The organism is Gemmobacter nectariphilus DSM 15620, from assembly GCF_000429765.1.
Taxonomy (GTDB): Bacteria; Pseudomonadota; Alphaproteobacteria; order Rhodobacterales; family Rhodobacteraceae; genus Wagnerdoeblera; species Wagnerdoeblera nectariphila.
Genome location: NZ_KE386949.1, coordinates 157,623 through 172,548, shown reverse-complemented (window position 1 = coordinate 172,548; position 14,926 = coordinate 157,623). Strand labels below are relative to the sequence as shown.

The window sequence follows — 14,926 nt, the reverse complement described above, 5'->3', positions numbered from 1 at the left end:
GGTCGAAGAGGGTTTTTTTGAAACAGCAGACCCTCAGACATGCTGCCGTCCGACAGAACCCGCCGCCTTGGGCCGGGCTGGTGCGGGCGGATTTCGCATGTCGGGCGATGCGACAACCACAAGACCGGCACAATACGGCGAAAGGCGGACCACGGGCAGATGATCGAACAGAACCTGATCCTGATCCTTGTCGTTCTGCCGTTCCTGGGGGCGCTGGCCGCGGCGACCCTGCCGGTCTATGCGCACAATGCTGCGGCCTGGGTTTCGGGGCTGGTGCTGGCAGGCGGTCTGGTGGCTTTGGCGCTGCTGCACGGCCCGGTGTCCGAGGGCGAGGTGCTGCGGGTCTTTGTGCAGTGGGTGCCTTCGTTGCGGCTGAACCTGCCGTTCCGGGTGGACGGTTTTGCCTGGTTCTTTGTCACGCTGGTGCTGTCGATCGGCATTCTGGTGGTGATCTACGCGCGGTATTACCTGTCAAGGACCGATCCGGTGCCGCGGTTCTATTCGTTCCTGCTGGCCTTTACCGGGGCGATGGTCGGGCTGCTGCTATCGGGCAACATCCTGATGCTGGTGGTGTTCTGGGAACTGACCTCGATCACCTCGTTCCTGCTGATCGGCTATTGGCACCAAAGCCAGGCCGCGCGCGACGGGGCGCGGATGGCGCTGATCGTGACGGCTATGGGCGGGCTGTGCCTGCTGGTGGCCATGCTGCTTCTGGGCCAGATCGTCGGGGCCTATGACATCGACCGCATCCTGTCGTCGGGCGAGGTGATCCGGGCGCATCCGATGTATCCGCTGGTTCTGGCGCTGTTCCTGATCGGGGCTTTCACCAAATCGGCGCAGTTCCCGTTCCATTTCTGGCTGCCGGGCGCCATGGCGGCGCCGACGCCGGTGTCGGCCTTTCTGCATTCGGCCACGATGGTCAAGGCTGGGGTGTTCCTCTTGGTGCGCTTCTCGCCCGCGCTGGGGGGGACGGAGCTGTGGTTCTTTGCCGTGACCGGCACCGGCATGGCCACCCTGCTGATCGGGGCGATGATCGCGCTGTTTCGCCATGACCTCAAGGGGTTGCTGGCCTATTCCACCATCAGCCATCTGGGGCTGATCACCGCGCTGGCCGGGATCGGCAGCCCCGGCGCCATCGTGGCGGCGATCTTTCACATCGCCAATCACGCGGTGTTCAAGGCCAGCCTGTTCATGGCCGCCGGGATCATCGACCATGAAACCGGCACCCGCGACATGCGCAAGCTGTCGGGGCTGTTTCGTGCCATGCCGATCACCGGCACGCTGGCGATTGTCGCCTCTGCCGCCATGGCGGGGGTGCCGCTGCTGAACGGTTTTCTGTCGAAAGAGATGTTCTTTGCCGAGGCGGTGGACTGGCACAACGGCACCTGGCTGGACGATGCGCTGCCCTATCTGGCAACGCTGGCCAGCATCTTTGCGGTGGCCTATTCGGTGCGCTTCATCGCGACGGTGTTCTTTGGCCCGGTGGCAACCGACCTGCCCAAGACCCCGCACGAGCCCTCGCCCTGGATGCGCCTGCCGGTAGAGCTGCTGGTGTTCGTCTGCCTTGCAGTCGGGATCTTGCCGGGGATCACGCTGGGGACGGTGCTACATGATGCGGCGCAGTCGGTGGTTGGCCCGGATATGCCGTATCACGACATCGCCATCTGGCACGGCCTGACCTGGCCGCTGATCATGAGCGTGATCGCGCTGGTCGTCGGCACCCTGATCTACGAGATTTTCGCCTGGCCCATCTCGAACGGGCCCGAAGGGCCGCCGCTGATCTGGCGGATCCGGGCGCAGCGGCTTTATGAACGGCTGTTGCTGAACCTGACCTGGCGGGTGCCGCGCCGCCTGCATGGGCTGTTCGGGACCGAAAGGTTGCAACCGCAGCTGCGCCTGCTGGTGCTGCTGGCGGTGGCGGTGCTGGCGCTGACGGTCTGGGGCGCGCTGACGCCGGTGCAAAAGCCGCTGGCGCGCACCACGGCGCTGCATCCGGCCTTTCTGCTGATGTGGGGCGTGGGCGCCGCCTGCGCCATCGGGGCGGCGTGGCAGGCCAAGTATCACCGCTTTGCCGCGCTGGTGCTGTTGGGCGGGGCAGGGCTGGTGACCTGTGTCACCTTCGCGTGGTTCTCGGCCCCCGATCTGGCAGTGACGCAGCTGCTGGTGGAAATCGTCACCACGGTCCTTCTGCTGCTGGGGCTGCGCTGGTTGCCGCGCCGGCGCGCCGAGATCCCCGAGGACAAGCTGCGCCCGGCCAAGATCCGCCGCCTGCGCGACCTGGGCATCGCGGTGGTGTCGGGCGCGGGGCTGTCGGCCATCGCCTATGTGGTGATGACCCGCCCGCTGATCCCCAATGTCGGCGACTGGTTCCTGCGCAACGCCTATTACGAAGGGGGTGGCACCAATACCGTCAACGTGATCCTGGTGGACTTCCGCGCCTTTGATACCTTTGGCGAGATCACCGTCCTGTGCATCGTCGGGCTGACGGTCTTTGCCCTGCTGCGCCGGTTCCGTCCGGCCAGCGAAACCGCCGGAACGCCCGAGCAGCAGAAGAACGCCGTGGCCGCCACGCTGAAGGATTACATGCTGGTGCCCTCGGTGATCATGCGCTGGATGTTCCCGGTGCTGATCGTGGTGGCGGCCTATCTGTTCTTTCGCGGGCACGATCTGCCGGGCGGCGGATTCTCGGCCGGGGTCACGCTGGCGATCGCGCTGTTGCTGCAATACATCGCCGCGAATGTCCGCTGGGTCGAGGCGCATATCACCATCCTGCCGATCCGCTGGATGGGCATCGGCCTTTTGATCGCGGGCACGGTGGGGGTGGGGGCCTGGCTGGTCGGCTATCCGTTCCTGACCGCCCATGCGCAATATGTCGACCTGCCGCTGATCGGCAAGGTGCCGGCCGCCACGGCGCTGCTCTTTGATCTGGGGGTCTTTGCGCTGGTCGTGGGGGCGACGGTCCTGATGCTGATCGCCATCGCGCACCAGTCGCTGCGCTCGGCCCGCTTGCGCGAGCAAGAGGCCGAACAGGCCGAACAGAAGGAGACCGCGTGATGGAGGCCGTGCTGTCCATCGCCATCGGCATTCTGGCCGCCTCGGGCATCTGGCTCTTGCTGCGCCCGCGCACCTTTCAGGTGATCGTGGGGCTGTGCCTTCTGTCCTATGCGGTGAACCTGTTCATCTTTTCCATGGGGCGGCTTTACCTGGGCGCGCCGCCGATCATGCCCAAGGGCGGGTTCGTCAACCCCGTCGCCTTTGCCGATCCGGTGCCGCAGGCGCTGATCCTGACCGCCATTGTCATCAGCTTTGCCACCACGGCGCTGTTTCTGGTGGTGATGCTGGCCTCGCGCGGGCTGACCGGCACTGACCATGTCGATGGCAAGGAGCGTGACCAATGATGGCGCTGTCGGACCATCTGATCATGGCGCCGATCCTGATCCCGTTCTTTGCGGGCGCGCTGATGCTGCTCTATGATGACCGGCGGCGGCGGGCCAAGTTGGTGATCAGCCTTGCCGCGGCGCTGGCCATGCTGGCCGTGTCGTTCGAGCTGCTGAACCGCGTCAAGGGCACTGGCCCGTCGGGCGGCACCGAGATCGGATTCTACCTGCTGGGCAACTGGGCGGTGCCCTATGGAATCGTGCTGGTCATCGACCGGCTGTCGGCCATGATGCTGGTGCTGACCGGGCTGCTGGCGGTGCCGGCGATCCTGTATTCCGGGGCGGGCTGGCACCGGCAGGGGCAGCATTTCCAGTCGATGTTCCAGTTCCTGCTGATGGGGCTGAACGGGGCCTTCCTGACCGGCGATCTGTTCAACCTGTTCGTGTTCTTCGAGGTGCTGCTGGCGGCGTCCTATGGCCTTTTGCTGCATGGCTCTGGTCAGTTCCGGGTGCGGGCGGGGCTGCATTACATTGCCATCAACCTGGCGGCGTCGCTGTTGTTCCTGATCGGGGTTTCGCTGATCTATGGGGTGACCGGCACGCTGAACATGGCGCATCTGGCAACCCTGATCCCCGGCTTGCAGGACGCCGACCGCCCGCTGGTCCATGCGGCCATCGCGGTGCTGGCGCTGGCCTTTCTGGTCAAGGCCGGGGTCTGGCCGCTGTCGTTCTGGCTGCCGACCGCCTATATGGCGGCCTCGGCCCCGGTGGCGGCAATGTTCGCCATCATGACCAAGGTCGGGGTCTATACCATCTTGCGCCTGTCGATGCTGCTGTTCGGGTCCGAGGCCGGCGCCTCGGCCGGTTTCGGCGCCTGGGTGCTGGTGGGCGGCGGCATGGCGACGCTGGCCTATGGCATGCTGGGCGTGCTGGCCAGCCAGGGGCTGGGGCGCATGGCGGCGCATCTGGTGCTGGTGTCCTCGGGCACGGTGCTGGCGGTCACGGGCTTTGCGCTGGCGGGGGCCGGGCCGGGGGTGCTGTCGGGGGCGCTTTACTACCTTGTCAGCTCGACCCTCGCGACCAGCGCCCTTTTCCTGCTGATCGAGCCGATGAGCCGCGAAGAGGGCGGCATCGCCGCCATGCTGGCCCTGACTGCCGATGCCTATGGGCTTGACCCCTCGGACGAGGATGACGAGGCCGAGGTCGGGTTCGCCATTCCCGGCACCCTGACGGTTCTTGGCCTGAGCTTCGGTATCTGCCTGCTGGTGCTGGCCGGAATGCCGCCCTTGTCGGGATTTCTGGGCAAGCTGGCGATGCTGGCCAGCATTCTGGGCGCGGGGGCGCTGCCACCGGCGGTCGCCTGGGGCTTTGTCGCGCTGCTGGTGCTGTCGGGGCTGGCCACGATGATCGGACTGGTGCGGATCGGGATCCAGACCTTCTGGGCATCCGATGGCGTCTCGCCGCGCGTCCTGGCGCTGGAGGTGGCGCCGGTGCTGGTTCTGGTGGCCATGATGGTGCTGCTGACCGTCAAGGCGCAAGAGACGATCCGCTATACCAGCGCAACCGCGCAGGCCCTGCATGATCGCAGCGTCTATGTCGAGGGTGTGCTGTCGGCGCCGCGCGTCGGCGTTGTCGAGGGTGGGCAATGAACCGGCTTGTTCCCCATCCGATCCTGATACTGGCGCTGGTGCTGATGTGGCTGCTGATGACGCGGTTTACGCTGGGCAACCTGATCCTTGGGACGGCCATCGCGCTGGTCGCGGGCTGGGCCCTGGGCGCGCTGGAGCCCGAGAGGCCGCGCATCCGCCGGTTCTGGCCGCTGATCCGCCTGGCCGGCATTGTCAGCCTTGACATCGTGCGATCCAACATCGCGGTGGCGGCACTGATCGTGACGGGCGGGCGCCATGGGCAGCGGCGCTCGGGGTTTGTCCAGATCCCGCTGCGGCTGCGTGATCCGGTCCCGCTGGGGCTGCTGGCGGTCATCATCACTGCGACCCCCGGCACTGCCTGGCTGGAATATGACGGCGAGAGCGGCGTCTTGCTGCTGCATGTCTTCGATCTGGTCGACGACGAGGCCTGGCGCCACCTGATCCGCGACCGCTACGAGGCGCTGCTGCTGGAGGCTTTCGCATGACCGAGACGCTGATCACCTGGGCGATCGCCTATGCGCAATTCGCGCTGGCGGTGGCGGCCTGTCTTGCCACGGTGCGTGCATTGCGCGGCCCGCGCGCACAGGACCGGGTGCTGGGGCTCGACACGCTTTATGTCACCGCAATGCTGCTGTTCGTCGTCACCGGCATCCGCGTCGGCACGCCGTTCTTTTTCGAGGCGGCCATGGTGATCGGCGTGATGGGCTTTGTCGCCACGGTCGCGCTGGCCAAGTTCCTCATCCGGGGCGAGGTGATCGAATGAAGCATCTGGCAGATTTGCCGCTGTGGATCGGCGTGCCGGTGGCGCTGCTTCTGGTGATCGGGGCCACGTTGACCTTGCTGGGCACGCTGGGGCTGGTGCGGCTGCGCAGCTTCTATGACAGGCTGCATGCGCCGACGCTGGGCACCAGCTGGGGCGCGGCGGCGACGCTGCTGGCCTCGATGATCCTGTTCAGCTGGACCGAGGTGCGCGCCGCGGTCCATGAGCTGGTTCTGGGCGTGCTGGTGATGGTGACGACGCCGGTCACGCTGATGCTGCTGGGCCGCGCCGCGCTGCACCGCGACCGGGCCGAAGGGCACAAGGATGTTCCGCCTGCGGTTGCGCGCGAGCGCGAGACGTCCGGGACGGACGGCCGAGCGGGGCAGGGGGCCAGCCCCCGTCCGGCTTTGCAGCCGGACTCCCCCGGGATATTTATGGACAGATGAATGGGTGCGCGGCGCTTTGCTTTTCATCTGTCCCCAAATATCCCGGGGGAGTCGCGGAACGCGACGGGGGCTGGCCCCCATTTTGCCGGTCATCATCTTGCGGCGCGGTCGAGGTCATGTGCTTTGGCGGCGCTTGGTCGGTCCCGCGTTCGCAGGGGCCGGCTTGGGTGGCGGCCTTGACCGATGAGGCGCCGGGGGCGCTGCGCCGCAGGTTTTTGCAAGTCGGGGCTGCGCGGTCGCATCGGTGAACCGCGATGGCGCGCTTGCAGCTGGCTGGTTCGCACGCCACGGTGCCCGCATCCGATGGACGCCCGGAGGTATCAGGGGCGGCTTTTCGGCCGCCCCCTGTCGTCAGTCCTGGCTGCCGTCCCAGCCAGAGATCGACTTGACCTCGAGGAATTCCTCGATCCCCCAGACGCCGCCTTCGCGGGCGCGGCCCGACATGCCGACGCCGCCAAAGGGGGCGCCTGCGCCGCGGCTTTCGCCGTTCATCTCGACCATGCCGGAATGCAGCGCGCGGGCCAGCCGGTTGCGGCGTTTGCCATCCCCGCTTTGCACATAGTTGGTCAGGCCATAGGGGGTATCATTGGCGATGCGCACCGCCTCTTCCTCGGTGTCGAAGGGGATCATGGCCAGAACCGGGCCAAAGATTTCCTCTTTCTCGATGGTCATGCCGGGCTTTACATCGGCAAAGACCGTCGGGCGGACGAAATAGCCCTTGTTCACCCCTTCGGGCAGGCCAAGACCGCCGGCGACCAGACGGGCGCCTTCCTCGATGCCGTTCTGGATATAGCCCTGGATCTGGTCCCACTGGCGCTTGTTGACGACCGGCCCGATATGCTTGCCGGATTGCGAGGCCGGGGCGACGGCGGTTTTCTCGGCCACCTCGCGGGCGATCTCGACCGCGCGGTCATAGGCGGCTCGTTCGACCAGCATCCGGCTGGGTGCGTTGCACGACTGGCCCGAGTTGTTGAACATGTGCCGCACGCCGCGTTCGACCGCCTTGTCGTCGGCATCGGCAAAGACCAGGTTGGCGCCCTTGCCGCCCAGCTCCAGCGTGACGCGTTTCAGCGTCTCGGCCGCAGCAAGGCTGATCGCCTTGCCAGCGCGGGTCGAGCCGGTGAACGAGATCATCTGCACGTCGGGGTGTTTCGACAGCTGGCTGCCGACGCCGGCCCCGTCGCCGTTCACCAGGTTGAAGACCCCGGCGGGGAAGCCCGCCTGTTGCACGAATTCGGCAAACAGCATGGACGACAGCGGCGCCTCTTCGGACGGCTTCAGCACCATGGTGCAGCCCGCCAGCAGCGCCGGAACGGCCTTGAGCGCCACCTGGTTCATCGGCCAGTTCCACGGCGTGATCAGGCCGACCACCCCGATCGGCTCCATCGCAATGCGGGCGTTCGGGGCATGGGGGCCAAGCGGGCGGATCCACTCGATGTGCGGAAAGGCCGTGATGAAGTTGCGGATATGGAAGCTGCCTGCCGGCGCCTGCGAGGCGCGGGCCATGTCGATCGGCGCGCCCATTTCAAGGCTGATGGCCTGGGCCATTTCCTCGTTGCGCGATTCATAGATTTCCAGCAGGCGCCGGACCAGCGCCAGCCGCTCGGCCGGGGGCGTGGCGGCCCAGGCGGGGAAGGCGGCCTTGGCCGCGGCCACGGCGGCATTGGTATCGGCCTCGGTGCCCAGCGAGATCACCGCGCAGCTGTCCTCGGTCGAGGGGTCGATGACGGCATGGTCCCGGGCGGTTGCCGGGGCGATCCAGGCGCCGTTGATGTAGAAGTCGCGTTTCTCGATCATGTCCGATCCTCCGTTGCGCGTTGCAGGGAAACTGGCACCGCCCGGCGCCGGGTGCAACCGGCATCCGGGGAATTTGCGACAGGTTGCCGCCCTGAGCGTTATGTGCCCCGCCGGGGGGTGCAACCGGATCGCGCAGGGGTTATCTGAAAGCCATCGCCCCGTTAGCGGAAGGAAATGACATGGCGCTGCGCATCAACGATATCGCTCCGAACTTCACGGCCGATTCGACCGAAGGCACGATCACGCTGCACGACTGGATCGGTGACGGCTATGCCGTGCTGTTCAGCCACCCCAAGGATTTCACCCCCGTCTGCACCACCGAATTCGGCGCCGTCTCGCGGCTGGCCGGCGAGTTCGCCAAGCGCGGGACCAAGGTTGCCGGGATTTCGGTCGACCCGGTCGAGCATCACCTGAAGTGGAAGGCCGACGTCGAGACCTATTCGGGTCAGCCGGTGACCTTTCCGATCATCGCCGATGACAAGCTGGAAATCGCCAAGGCCTATGACATGATGCCGGCCGAGGCCTATCTGCCCGATGGCCGCACCGCGAACGACACCGCCACCGTGCGCACCACCTTCATCATCGGGCCGGACAAGAAAATCCGCCTGATGCTGATCTACCCGATGTCGGTGGGCCGCAACTTTGCGGAAATCCTGCGCTGCCTTGATGCGGTGCGCGCAACCGACGGCGTGCCCTTTGCAACCCCCGCCGACTGGACCCCGGGCGAGAAGGTGATCGTCGCCCTGTCGGTGCCGACCGATGAGGCCAAGGCCCGCTTCCCCGATCTGGAAGTGGTCCTGCCCTATCTGCGCAAGACCGGCCTGAACGGCTGAAACGACAAGGGCGGCCCCGATGGCCGCCCTTTTTCATTCCCCCGGCTGGCGGCTGGGGTCGGCCGTTTCGTCATAGGTGGACCAGCCGCAGGCGGCGCCGGTGGGCGGCACATCCTTTGGCTGCAGCTCGCGCAGCATATGGGCCTTGGCGATCAGGTTGGCCGAGATCGGCGCGGTCAGGAAAAGGAACAGCGTGATCATCAGCTCGTGAAAGCTGAACTGGTCCATGAACACCAGAAAATAGATCATCGAGGCGATCAGCACCCCGCCGACGCCCAGCGTGGTGGCCTTGGTGGGCGCATGCAGGCGCGTCATCAGCTCGGGCAGTTTCAGCAGGCCATAGGATCCGACCAGCCCGAAGATCCCGGCCATCACGATCAGGCCCGAGACCAGGATTTCCATGATCAGCATGAAGGTATCGGTCATTCGATGATGTTCCCCCGCAGCATGAACCGCGAATAGGCCACGGTCGAGATGAAGCCGGTCATGGCAAACAGCAGCGAGGCTTCGAAATACATCGCCGTGCCTTGCCAGATGCCATAAAGGATCATCAGCGCGATCACGTTGACGACCATCGTGTCCAGCGCCAGCACCCGGTCAGGGACGGTCGGCCCGGTGGCGGCGCGGTAAAGGTTCATCAGCAGCGCCAGACCGAAGCATCCAAAGGCGAACAGAAGCGCATAGCCGATCATGCGAAAATCTCCTTCAGCCGGGATTCGTAGCGGTCCTTGATCTCGGCCGCGACGCCCTCGGGGTCGGGGGCGTGCAGGCAATGGACCAGCAGTGCCTTGCCATCGGCCGAGACATCGGCGGTCACGGTGCCCGGCGTCATGGTGATGGTGCCGGCCAGAACGGTGATCGCCTCGGGTTGGCGCAGATCCAGCGGCACGGTGACCCAGGCGGGGCGCAGGGCCGCGCGCGGGGTGAACAGCACGATGCGGGCCACGATGAAGTTCGACTTCACGATGTCCCACAGCACGATCAGGATGAACTCGGCCATCTTCAGCGGCGCGCGGATGCGCGGGCGGTTCGGCCAGTAGGCGGCGGTTCCCAGCGGGATCGCGATGCCAAGGATCAGGCCCATGACAATGCCCCCCAGGCTGATCGCATTGGCCAGCGCCAGCCAGACCAGCGTCAGCAGCAAGGTCAGCCAGGGGTGGGGGAACAGCTTGCGCAGCATCAATTCGCCTCCGTCTCGCCAAGGCCAAGGACGGCGTCGATATAGGCGCCGGTATCGTGCAACTGCCGTGCCGTTTCTTCCAGCCAGCCGGTCAGGGGGCCTGCCAGCACGGTCATGGTGACCAGCGCGGCCAGAAAGCCGAAGGCGGCGACAAAGGCCAGGGGCATGGGCCTGACGGTTGCGGCCTCGCCAGGGGTGGCCCAGGCCTTCCAGAACACCATGCTGCCCGTGCGGCCAAGGCCGACGATGGCCACCAGCGAGGTGATCAGGATCACGCTCCAGGTCAGGGCCATGTCCGTCCGCTCGCTCAGCGCATCAAGGATCAGCAGCTTGCCCAGGAACCCCGACAGCGGCGGCATCCCGGCCATGGCGATGGCGGCGGCAAAGAACAGCGCGGCGATCAGCCCGTGCTGCGCCATGGGCGGCATCGGCACCAGCAGCGTCGAGCCGCGGCGTTCCAGCACCAGATCGGCCACAAGGAACATCAGCGCGCCGGCAAAGGTCGAATGGATCAGGTAGTAAAGCGCCGCAGCCGTCGACAGGTCGGTGAAATCCGACATGGCGATGAACAGCGTGCCCATCGAGCCGATGGCGGCAAAGGCGGCAACCCGCGCCAGCGAGCGTGCGCCCAGCACCCCGACCATGCCGACGATCAGCGTGACGATGGCCATGGGCAGCAGCAGGTCGGCATAGAAGCCGCCCGTCGCCTCGACCGAGGGGTTGAAGATCAGCGTGTAGAACCGCAAGATCGCATAGGCGCCCACCTTGGTCATCACCGCGAACAGCGCCGAAACCGGGCCGGGTGCAAAGGCATAGGTGCCGGGCAGCCAGAACTGGAACGGCACCAGCGCGCCCTTGACCGCAAAGACGATCAGCAGCAGCACGCCGGCCACCCGCAGCAGGGCGTCGTGCCCTTCGGGCAACTCGGCCACCTTGACCGCAAGGTCGGCCATGTTCAGCGTGCCGGTCACCGCGTAGATCGAGGCCAGAGCGAACAGGAACAGCGTGGACCCGGCAAGGTTGTAGACCACATATTGCACCCCGGCGCGCAGCCGGTCCTTGCCGCCGGCATGGATCATCAGGCCGTAGCTGGCGATCAGCAGGATTTCGAAGAACACGAACAGGTTGAAGGCATCGCCCGTCAGGAACGCGCCGCAGATGCCCATCAGCTGGAACTGGAACAGCGCGTGGAAATTCTTGCCCCGCGCGTCCCAGCCGGACCCGATGCTGTAAAGCACCACCCCCACCGCCAGCGCGGCGGTCAGCCCCACCATCATGGCCGACAGCCGGTCCAGCACCAGCACGATGCCAAAGGGCGCCTGCCAGTTGCCCAGCAGATAGACCTGCGGCCCCGAAGTGCTGGCCTGCACCAGCAGCACCATGGACACGGCCAGCAGCGCCAGCGTGGCCAAGACCGAGGCCACACGCTGCAACAGCAGATCCTGGCGCATCCCCAGCACGATCAGGGGCGCGGCCAGCGCAGGCAGCACGACCGGAACGATGATCCAGTGGTTCACTTGCCGTCCTCCGCGTCGGTCATTTCCACCCGGTCGTCACCGGCTTCCAGAAAGGCGCCAAGCGCCATCATCACCGTGACCGCCGTCATGCCGAAGGAAATCACGATCGCCGTCAGCACCAGCGCCTGCGGCAGCGGGTCGGTATAGCCGCCTGCATCCACCGACAGGATCGGCGGCATGTCGATGGCCAGCCGGCCCGAGACAAAGATGAAGGTATTGACCGCATAGGTCAGCATGGTCAGCCCCAGGATGACCGGCCAGGCCCGCAGGCGCAGGACCAGATAGATGCCCGAGGCCGTCATGAGCCCGATGGCGCTGGCAACCAGCAGTTCCATGTCAGCGCTCCTCTGTCTTGGGTTGCGAGGGGTCGGTATCCATCGGCTCCAGGTTCACCGTCTCGCCGGCCCGGATGGCGATGCGCGACAGGCTGGACAGCGCCAGCATCACCGCGCCGATCACCGTCAGGAACACGCCAAGGTCAAAGCCCATCGCGGTGGCCAGCTCGAATTTCTCCATCGGCGGGATGCGGAAATAACCAAAGGCCGAGGTCAGGAACGGCCGGTCCGCGAACCAGGCGCCCAGGCCCGTCGCCCCGGCGACCACGACCCCAAGCCCGATGAAGGCGTGATAGTCGATGCGCTGGCGCGCCTGGGTCCAGCCAAAGCCCGAGGCCATGAACTGCGTGACCAGCGCGATCGACACGATCAGCCCGGCGATGAAGCCGCCGCCCGGCTCGTTGTGGCCGCGCAGGAAGATGTAAAGCCCCACCATGATCGTCAGCGGCAACGCCAGACGCGCCGCAACCACCATCATCATCGGGTGGCGATCACCCGATTCCCGCTCGCCCTTGGGCCAGTCCAGCAGGCGCCGGTTGGCCGGGCCGCGAAAGATCGCCTCGGTCAGCGCATAGATCAGCAGGCCCGCGATGCCCAGAACGATGATCTCGCCAAAGGTATCGTAGCCGCGGAAGTCCACCAGGATCACGTTGACCACATTGGTGCCGCCACCGCCGGAATAGCTGTTGGCCAGGTGATAGTCGGCAATCGTCGGAAAGGCGAAGTCCCGCAGCATCAGCGCCAGCGCCAGCGCGCCTGCGCCAAGGCCTGCCGCCGCCGCGATCACCAGATCGCGCCCGCGCCGCAGAAGGCTGCTTTCCACCGGCGTCACGCGCGGCAGGAAGTTCAGCGCCAGCAGCATCAGAACGATGGTCACGACCTCGACCGAAATCTGGGTCAGCGCCAGATCCGGGGCGGACATGTAGATGAACCCGACCGAGATGATCAGCCCCACCACACCGATCACGACCAGCGACAGCAGGCGCTGGCGGTGCATCACGGCCACCAGCACCGAGCAGACCATCAGCATCAGCCAGGCGGCCAGGGCAAGGCCGGGCACCGGCAGCATCTCGCGCTCGCCCGGAATATGGCCGCCCGCGCGCCAGGCCAGCCAGCCGGCGCCAAGGACGGCCACGGTGAAAATCGCCAGATAGCGGGTCAGCGCACCATCGTGCAGGCGGTTGGTGAACCCGTCGGCCAGACGGGCAGCGGTAGTGACCACCGCTTCGAACATCGCCTTGGCCTCGGGGCGCGGCATGGCCAGCCAGATCGCATCCAGCCGCTTGTGCGCCGACAGGATCAGCGCGCCTGCCACAACCGCAATGACCGACATCCACAGCGCCGGCACGAAGCCGTGCCAGTGGCTGATCTTGACCGGCACCACCTCGCCGGTCACGGCACCAGCGACGACGGCGACCAGATCGCCCACCATCAGCATCGGCATCAGGCCGATCAGCACCACCAGCACCGCCAGCAGGGCAGGCGCCGCCCACATGCCAAAGCCGGGGTCATGCGGCTTGTGCGGGTAATCGCCCCGCACCGGGCCCAGGAACACATGCCAGATCAGCCGCAGCGAATAGGCGACCGAGAACATCGCGCCGATCGTGGCCAGCAGCGGGAACAGCCACGGCAAACCGCCCCAGACGGTATGCGTCGCCTCTTCCAGCATCATTTCCTTGGACAGGAAGCCATTGAGCGGCGGAATGCCCGCCATCGACAGCGCGGCGATGGTGACGATCACGAAGGTGACCGGCATCAGGTGCCGCAGTCCGCCCAGGCGTTTGATGTCGCGGGTATGGGTCTCGTGGTCGATGATGCCGGCCGACATGAACAGCGCGGCCTTGAAGGTCGCGTGGTTGATGATGTGGAACATCGCGACTGCTGCCGCCTCGGGCGTGCCAAGGCCCAGCAGCATGGTGATCAGGCCAAGGTGGCTGACCGTGGAAAACGCCAGCAGCGCCTTGAGATCGTCCTTGAAGATCGCGATCTTGGCCCCGATCACCATGGTGATCAGCCCGACACTGGCGACGATGTAGAACCACGCCTCGGTGCCCGCCAGCACCGGCCACATGCGCGCCATCAGGAACAGGCCCGCCTTCACCATGGTGGCCGAGTGCAGATAGGCCGAAACCGGGGTCGGCGCGGCCATGGCATGCGGCAGCCAGAAGTGGAACGGAAACTGCGCCGATTTGGTAAAGGCGCCCAGGAGGATCAGGATCAGCGCGGGCAGATACCAGTCCGACGCCTGGATCGCCTCTTTTTGCGTCAGGATGTCGGTCAGGTCATAGCTGCCCGCGATCTGGCCCAGGATCAGCATCCCGGCGATCATCGCAAGGCCGCCCATGCCGGTGACGGTCAGCGCCATGCGCGCGCCCTGACGCCCTTCGGGCAGGTGTTTCCAATAGCCGATCAACAGGAACGAAGACAGCGAGGTCAGTTCCCAGAACACCAGCAAAAGCAGGATGTTGTCAGACAGCACAATCCCGACCATCGCGCCCTGGAACAGCATCAGATAGGTGTAGAACTGCCCCATCGGGTCGGATTTCGACAGGTAGAACCGGGCATAAAGGATGATCAGCAGCCCGATCCCCAGGATCAGCCCGGCAAACAGCAGCCCCAGCCCGTCAAGGAAGAAATTCGCGTTCAGCCCCAGCACGGGCAGCCAGTCGAACCGGGCCTCAATCACCTCGCCGCGCATCACGGCGGGGGCGTTCAGCATCAGGCCCAGCAGCGCCAGTGCCGTGACCGATCCGGTCGCGATGGCACAGGCATTGCGCCCTGACCGGATCATCAATCCTGGCAGCAGCGCGCCAAGAAAGGGCAGGGCGGCAATCAGGGCAAGGGACATGCGCGTTCCTTCTGGCTCGGTCGTCTTACACGCCAACGCGGCCCGCAAGAGGCAGGCCGCGCCTGCCTTTACCTGTCGGAGGAGGGCAGGGAGTGTCAAGCAAAACCGGGGCAGTCCAGGCCGGTTTCAGGGGGCAAGGAACGGCGAGGCCCGCAGACAAGTGGCCCTGGCTGCGGCCTGTGGT

14 protein-coding genes are annotated in these 14,926 nt (G+C 66.0%); 7 read left to right on the top strand and 7 right to left on the bottom strand.

What is annotated here, in order from left to right; genetic code table 11:
• Nucleotides 1-159 precede the first annotated feature (159 nt).
• The 6 genes from G481_RS0119530 to mnhG are packed head-to-tail and all read left to right on the top strand — an operon-like array spanning nucleotide 160 to nucleotide 6,232.
• Nucleotides 160-3,054 carry a monovalent cation/H+ antiporter subunit A gene (locus tag G481_RS0119530; protein ID WP_028031487.1) on the top strand — a complete coding sequence of 965 codons (2,895 nt, stop codon included), beginning with the start codon at nucleotides 160-162 and terminating at the stop codon, nucleotides 3,052-3,054.
• Nucleotides 3,054-3,398, top strand: a complete 345-nt coding sequence (locus tag G481_RS0119525; RefSeq protein ID WP_028031486.1) for a Na+/H+ antiporter subunit C — start codon at nucleotides 3,054-3,056, stop codon at nucleotides 3,396-3,398. Before G481_RS0119530 ends, G481_RS0119525 begins: the two co-directional genes overlap by 1 nt.
• Complete coding sequence (locus tag G481_RS0119520) at nucleotides 3,395-5,026, top strand: monovalent cation/H+ antiporter subunit D (protein WP_028031485.1); 1,632 nt, start codon at nucleotides 3,395-3,397, stop codon at nucleotides 5,024-5,026. Before G481_RS0119525 ends, G481_RS0119520 begins: the two co-directional genes overlap by 4 nt.
• Complete coding sequence (locus G481_RS0119515; protein WP_028031484.1) at nucleotides 5,023-5,511, top strand: Na+/H+ antiporter subunit E; 489 nt, start codon at nucleotides 5,023-5,025, stop codon at nucleotides 5,509-5,511. Before G481_RS0119520 ends, G481_RS0119515 begins: the two co-directional genes overlap by 4 nt.
• Nucleotides 5,508-5,789 carry a K+/H+ antiporter subunit F gene (locus G481_RS0119510; RefSeq protein ID WP_028031483.1) on the top strand — a complete coding sequence of 94 codons (282 nt, stop codon included), beginning with the start codon at nucleotides 5,508-5,510 and terminating at the stop codon, nucleotides 5,787-5,789. The genes G481_RS0119515 and G481_RS0119510 overlap by 4 nt, the downstream gene beginning before the upstream one ends.
• The gene (gene mnhG, locus G481_RS24680) at nucleotides 5,786-6,232 is read left to right on the top strand and encodes a monovalent cation/H(+) antiporter subunit G (RefSeq protein WP_084451135.1); all 447 of its coding nucleotides are present in this window, start codon (nucleotides 5,786-5,788) and stop codon (nucleotides 6,230-6,232) included. The genes G481_RS0119510 and mnhG overlap by 4 nt, the downstream gene beginning before the upstream one ends.
• A gap of 351 nt (nucleotides 6,233-6,583) precedes the next feature.
• Here mnhG and G481_RS0119500 read toward each other — a convergent pair whose 3' ends face one another.
• On the bottom strand, nucleotides 6,584-8,029 hold the full coding sequence (locus tag G481_RS0119500; RefSeq protein WP_028031482.1) for an aldehyde dehydrogenase family protein: 1,446 nt from the start codon (nucleotides 8,027-8,029) through the stop codon (nucleotides 6,584-6,586).
• A 179-nt stretch (nucleotides 8,030-8,208) separates the two neighbouring features.
• Between G481_RS0119500 and G481_RS0119495 the strand changes: the two genes are divergently transcribed.
• A complete protein-coding gene (locus tag G481_RS0119495; protein WP_028031481.1) occupies nucleotides 8,209-8,862 on the top strand; it encodes a peroxiredoxin in 654 nt (217 codons plus the stop codon).
• A gap of 33 nt (nucleotides 8,863-8,895) precedes the next feature.
• On the opposite strand, the gene G481_RS0119490 is transcribed toward G481_RS0119495, so the two are convergent.
• The 6 genes from G481_RS0119490 to G481_RS0119465 are packed head-to-tail and all read right to left on the bottom strand — an operon-like array spanning nucleotide 8,896 to nucleotide 14,742.
• A complete protein-coding gene (locus G481_RS0119490; RefSeq protein ID WP_028031480.1) occupies nucleotides 8,896-9,288 on the bottom strand; it encodes a Na+/H+ antiporter subunit G in 393 nt (130 codons plus the stop codon).
• Nucleotides 9,285-9,554, bottom strand: a complete 270-nt coding sequence (locus tag G481_RS0119485) for a K+/H+ antiporter subunit F (protein WP_028031479.1) — start codon at nucleotides 9,552-9,554, stop codon at nucleotides 9,285-9,287. The genes G481_RS0119490 and G481_RS0119485 overlap by 4 nt, the downstream gene beginning before the upstream one ends.
• Entirely contained in the window at nucleotides 9,551-10,042 is a 492-nt protein-coding gene (locus tag G481_RS0119480) for a Na+/H+ antiporter subunit E (protein WP_028031478.1), read from the bottom strand. The genes G481_RS0119485 and G481_RS0119480 overlap by 4 nt, the downstream gene beginning before the upstream one ends.
• Nucleotides 10,042-11,559, bottom strand: a complete 1,518-nt coding sequence (locus G481_RS0119475) for a monovalent cation/H+ antiporter subunit D (protein WP_028031477.1) — start codon at nucleotides 11,557-11,559, stop codon at nucleotides 10,042-10,044. Before G481_RS0119475 ends, G481_RS0119480 begins: the two co-directional genes overlap by 1 nt.
• Nucleotides 11,556-11,894 carry a Na+/H+ antiporter subunit C gene (locus G481_RS0119470; RefSeq protein ID WP_028031476.1) on the bottom strand — a complete coding sequence of 113 codons (339 nt, stop codon included), beginning with the start codon at nucleotides 11,892-11,894 and terminating at the stop codon, nucleotides 11,556-11,558. Before G481_RS0119470 ends, G481_RS0119475 begins: the two co-directional genes overlap by 4 nt.
• A 1-nt stretch (nucleotide 11,895) precedes the next feature.
• On the bottom strand, nucleotides 11,896-14,742 hold the full coding sequence (locus G481_RS0119465; protein ID WP_028031475.1) for a monovalent cation/H+ antiporter subunit A: 2,847 nt from the start codon (nucleotides 14,740-14,742) through the stop codon (nucleotides 11,896-11,898).
• Nucleotides 14,743-14,926: the final 184 nt, after the last annotated feature.

Coding starts and splice junctions, on each gene's coding strand:
- G481_RS0119530 (WP_028031487.1), top strand. CDS start 160: ATGATCGAACAGAACCTGATCCTGATCCTTGTCGTTCTGCCGTTCCTG.
- G481_RS0119525 (WP_028031486.1), top strand. CDS start 3,054: ATGGAGGCCGTGCTGTCCATCGCCATCGGCATTCTGGCCGCCTCGGGC.
- G481_RS0119520 (WP_028031485.1), top strand. CDS start 3,395: ATGATGGCGCTGTCGGACCATCTGATCATGGCGCCGATCCTGATCCCG.
- G481_RS0119515 (WP_028031484.1), top strand. CDS start 5,023: ATGAACCGGCTTGTTCCCCATCCGATCCTGATACTGGCGCTGGTGCTG.
- G481_RS0119510 (WP_028031483.1), top strand. CDS start 5,508: ATGACCGAGACGCTGATCACCTGGGCGATCGCCTATGCGCAATTCGCG.
- mnhG (WP_084451135.1), top strand. CDS start 5,786: ATGAAGCATCTGGCAGATTTGCCGCTGTGGATCGGCGTGCCGGTGGCG.
- G481_RS0119500 (WP_028031482.1), bottom strand. CDS start 8,029: ATGATCGAGAAACGCGACTTCTACATCAACGGCGCCTGGATCGCCCCG.
- G481_RS0119495 (WP_028031481.1), top strand. CDS start 8,209: ATGGCGCTGCGCATCAACGATATCGCTCCGAACTTCACGGCCGATTCG.
- G481_RS0119490 (WP_028031480.1), bottom strand. CDS start 9,288: ATGACCGATACCTTCATGCTGATCATGGAAATCCTGGTCTCGGGCCTG.
- G481_RS0119485 (WP_028031479.1), bottom strand. CDS start 9,554: ATGATCGGCTATGCGCTTCTGTTCGCCTTTGGATGCTTCGGTCTGGCG.
- G481_RS0119480 (WP_028031478.1), bottom strand. CDS start 10,042: ATGCTGCGCAAGCTGTTCCCCCACCCCTGGCTGACCTTGCTGCTGACG.
- G481_RS0119470 (WP_028031476.1), bottom strand. CDS start 11,894: ATGGAACTGCTGGTTGCCAGCGCCATCGGGCTCATGACGGCCTCGGGC.
- G481_RS0119465 (WP_028031475.1), bottom strand. CDS start 14,742: ATGTCCCTTGCCCTGATTGCCGCCCTGCCCTTTCTTGGCGCGCTGCTG.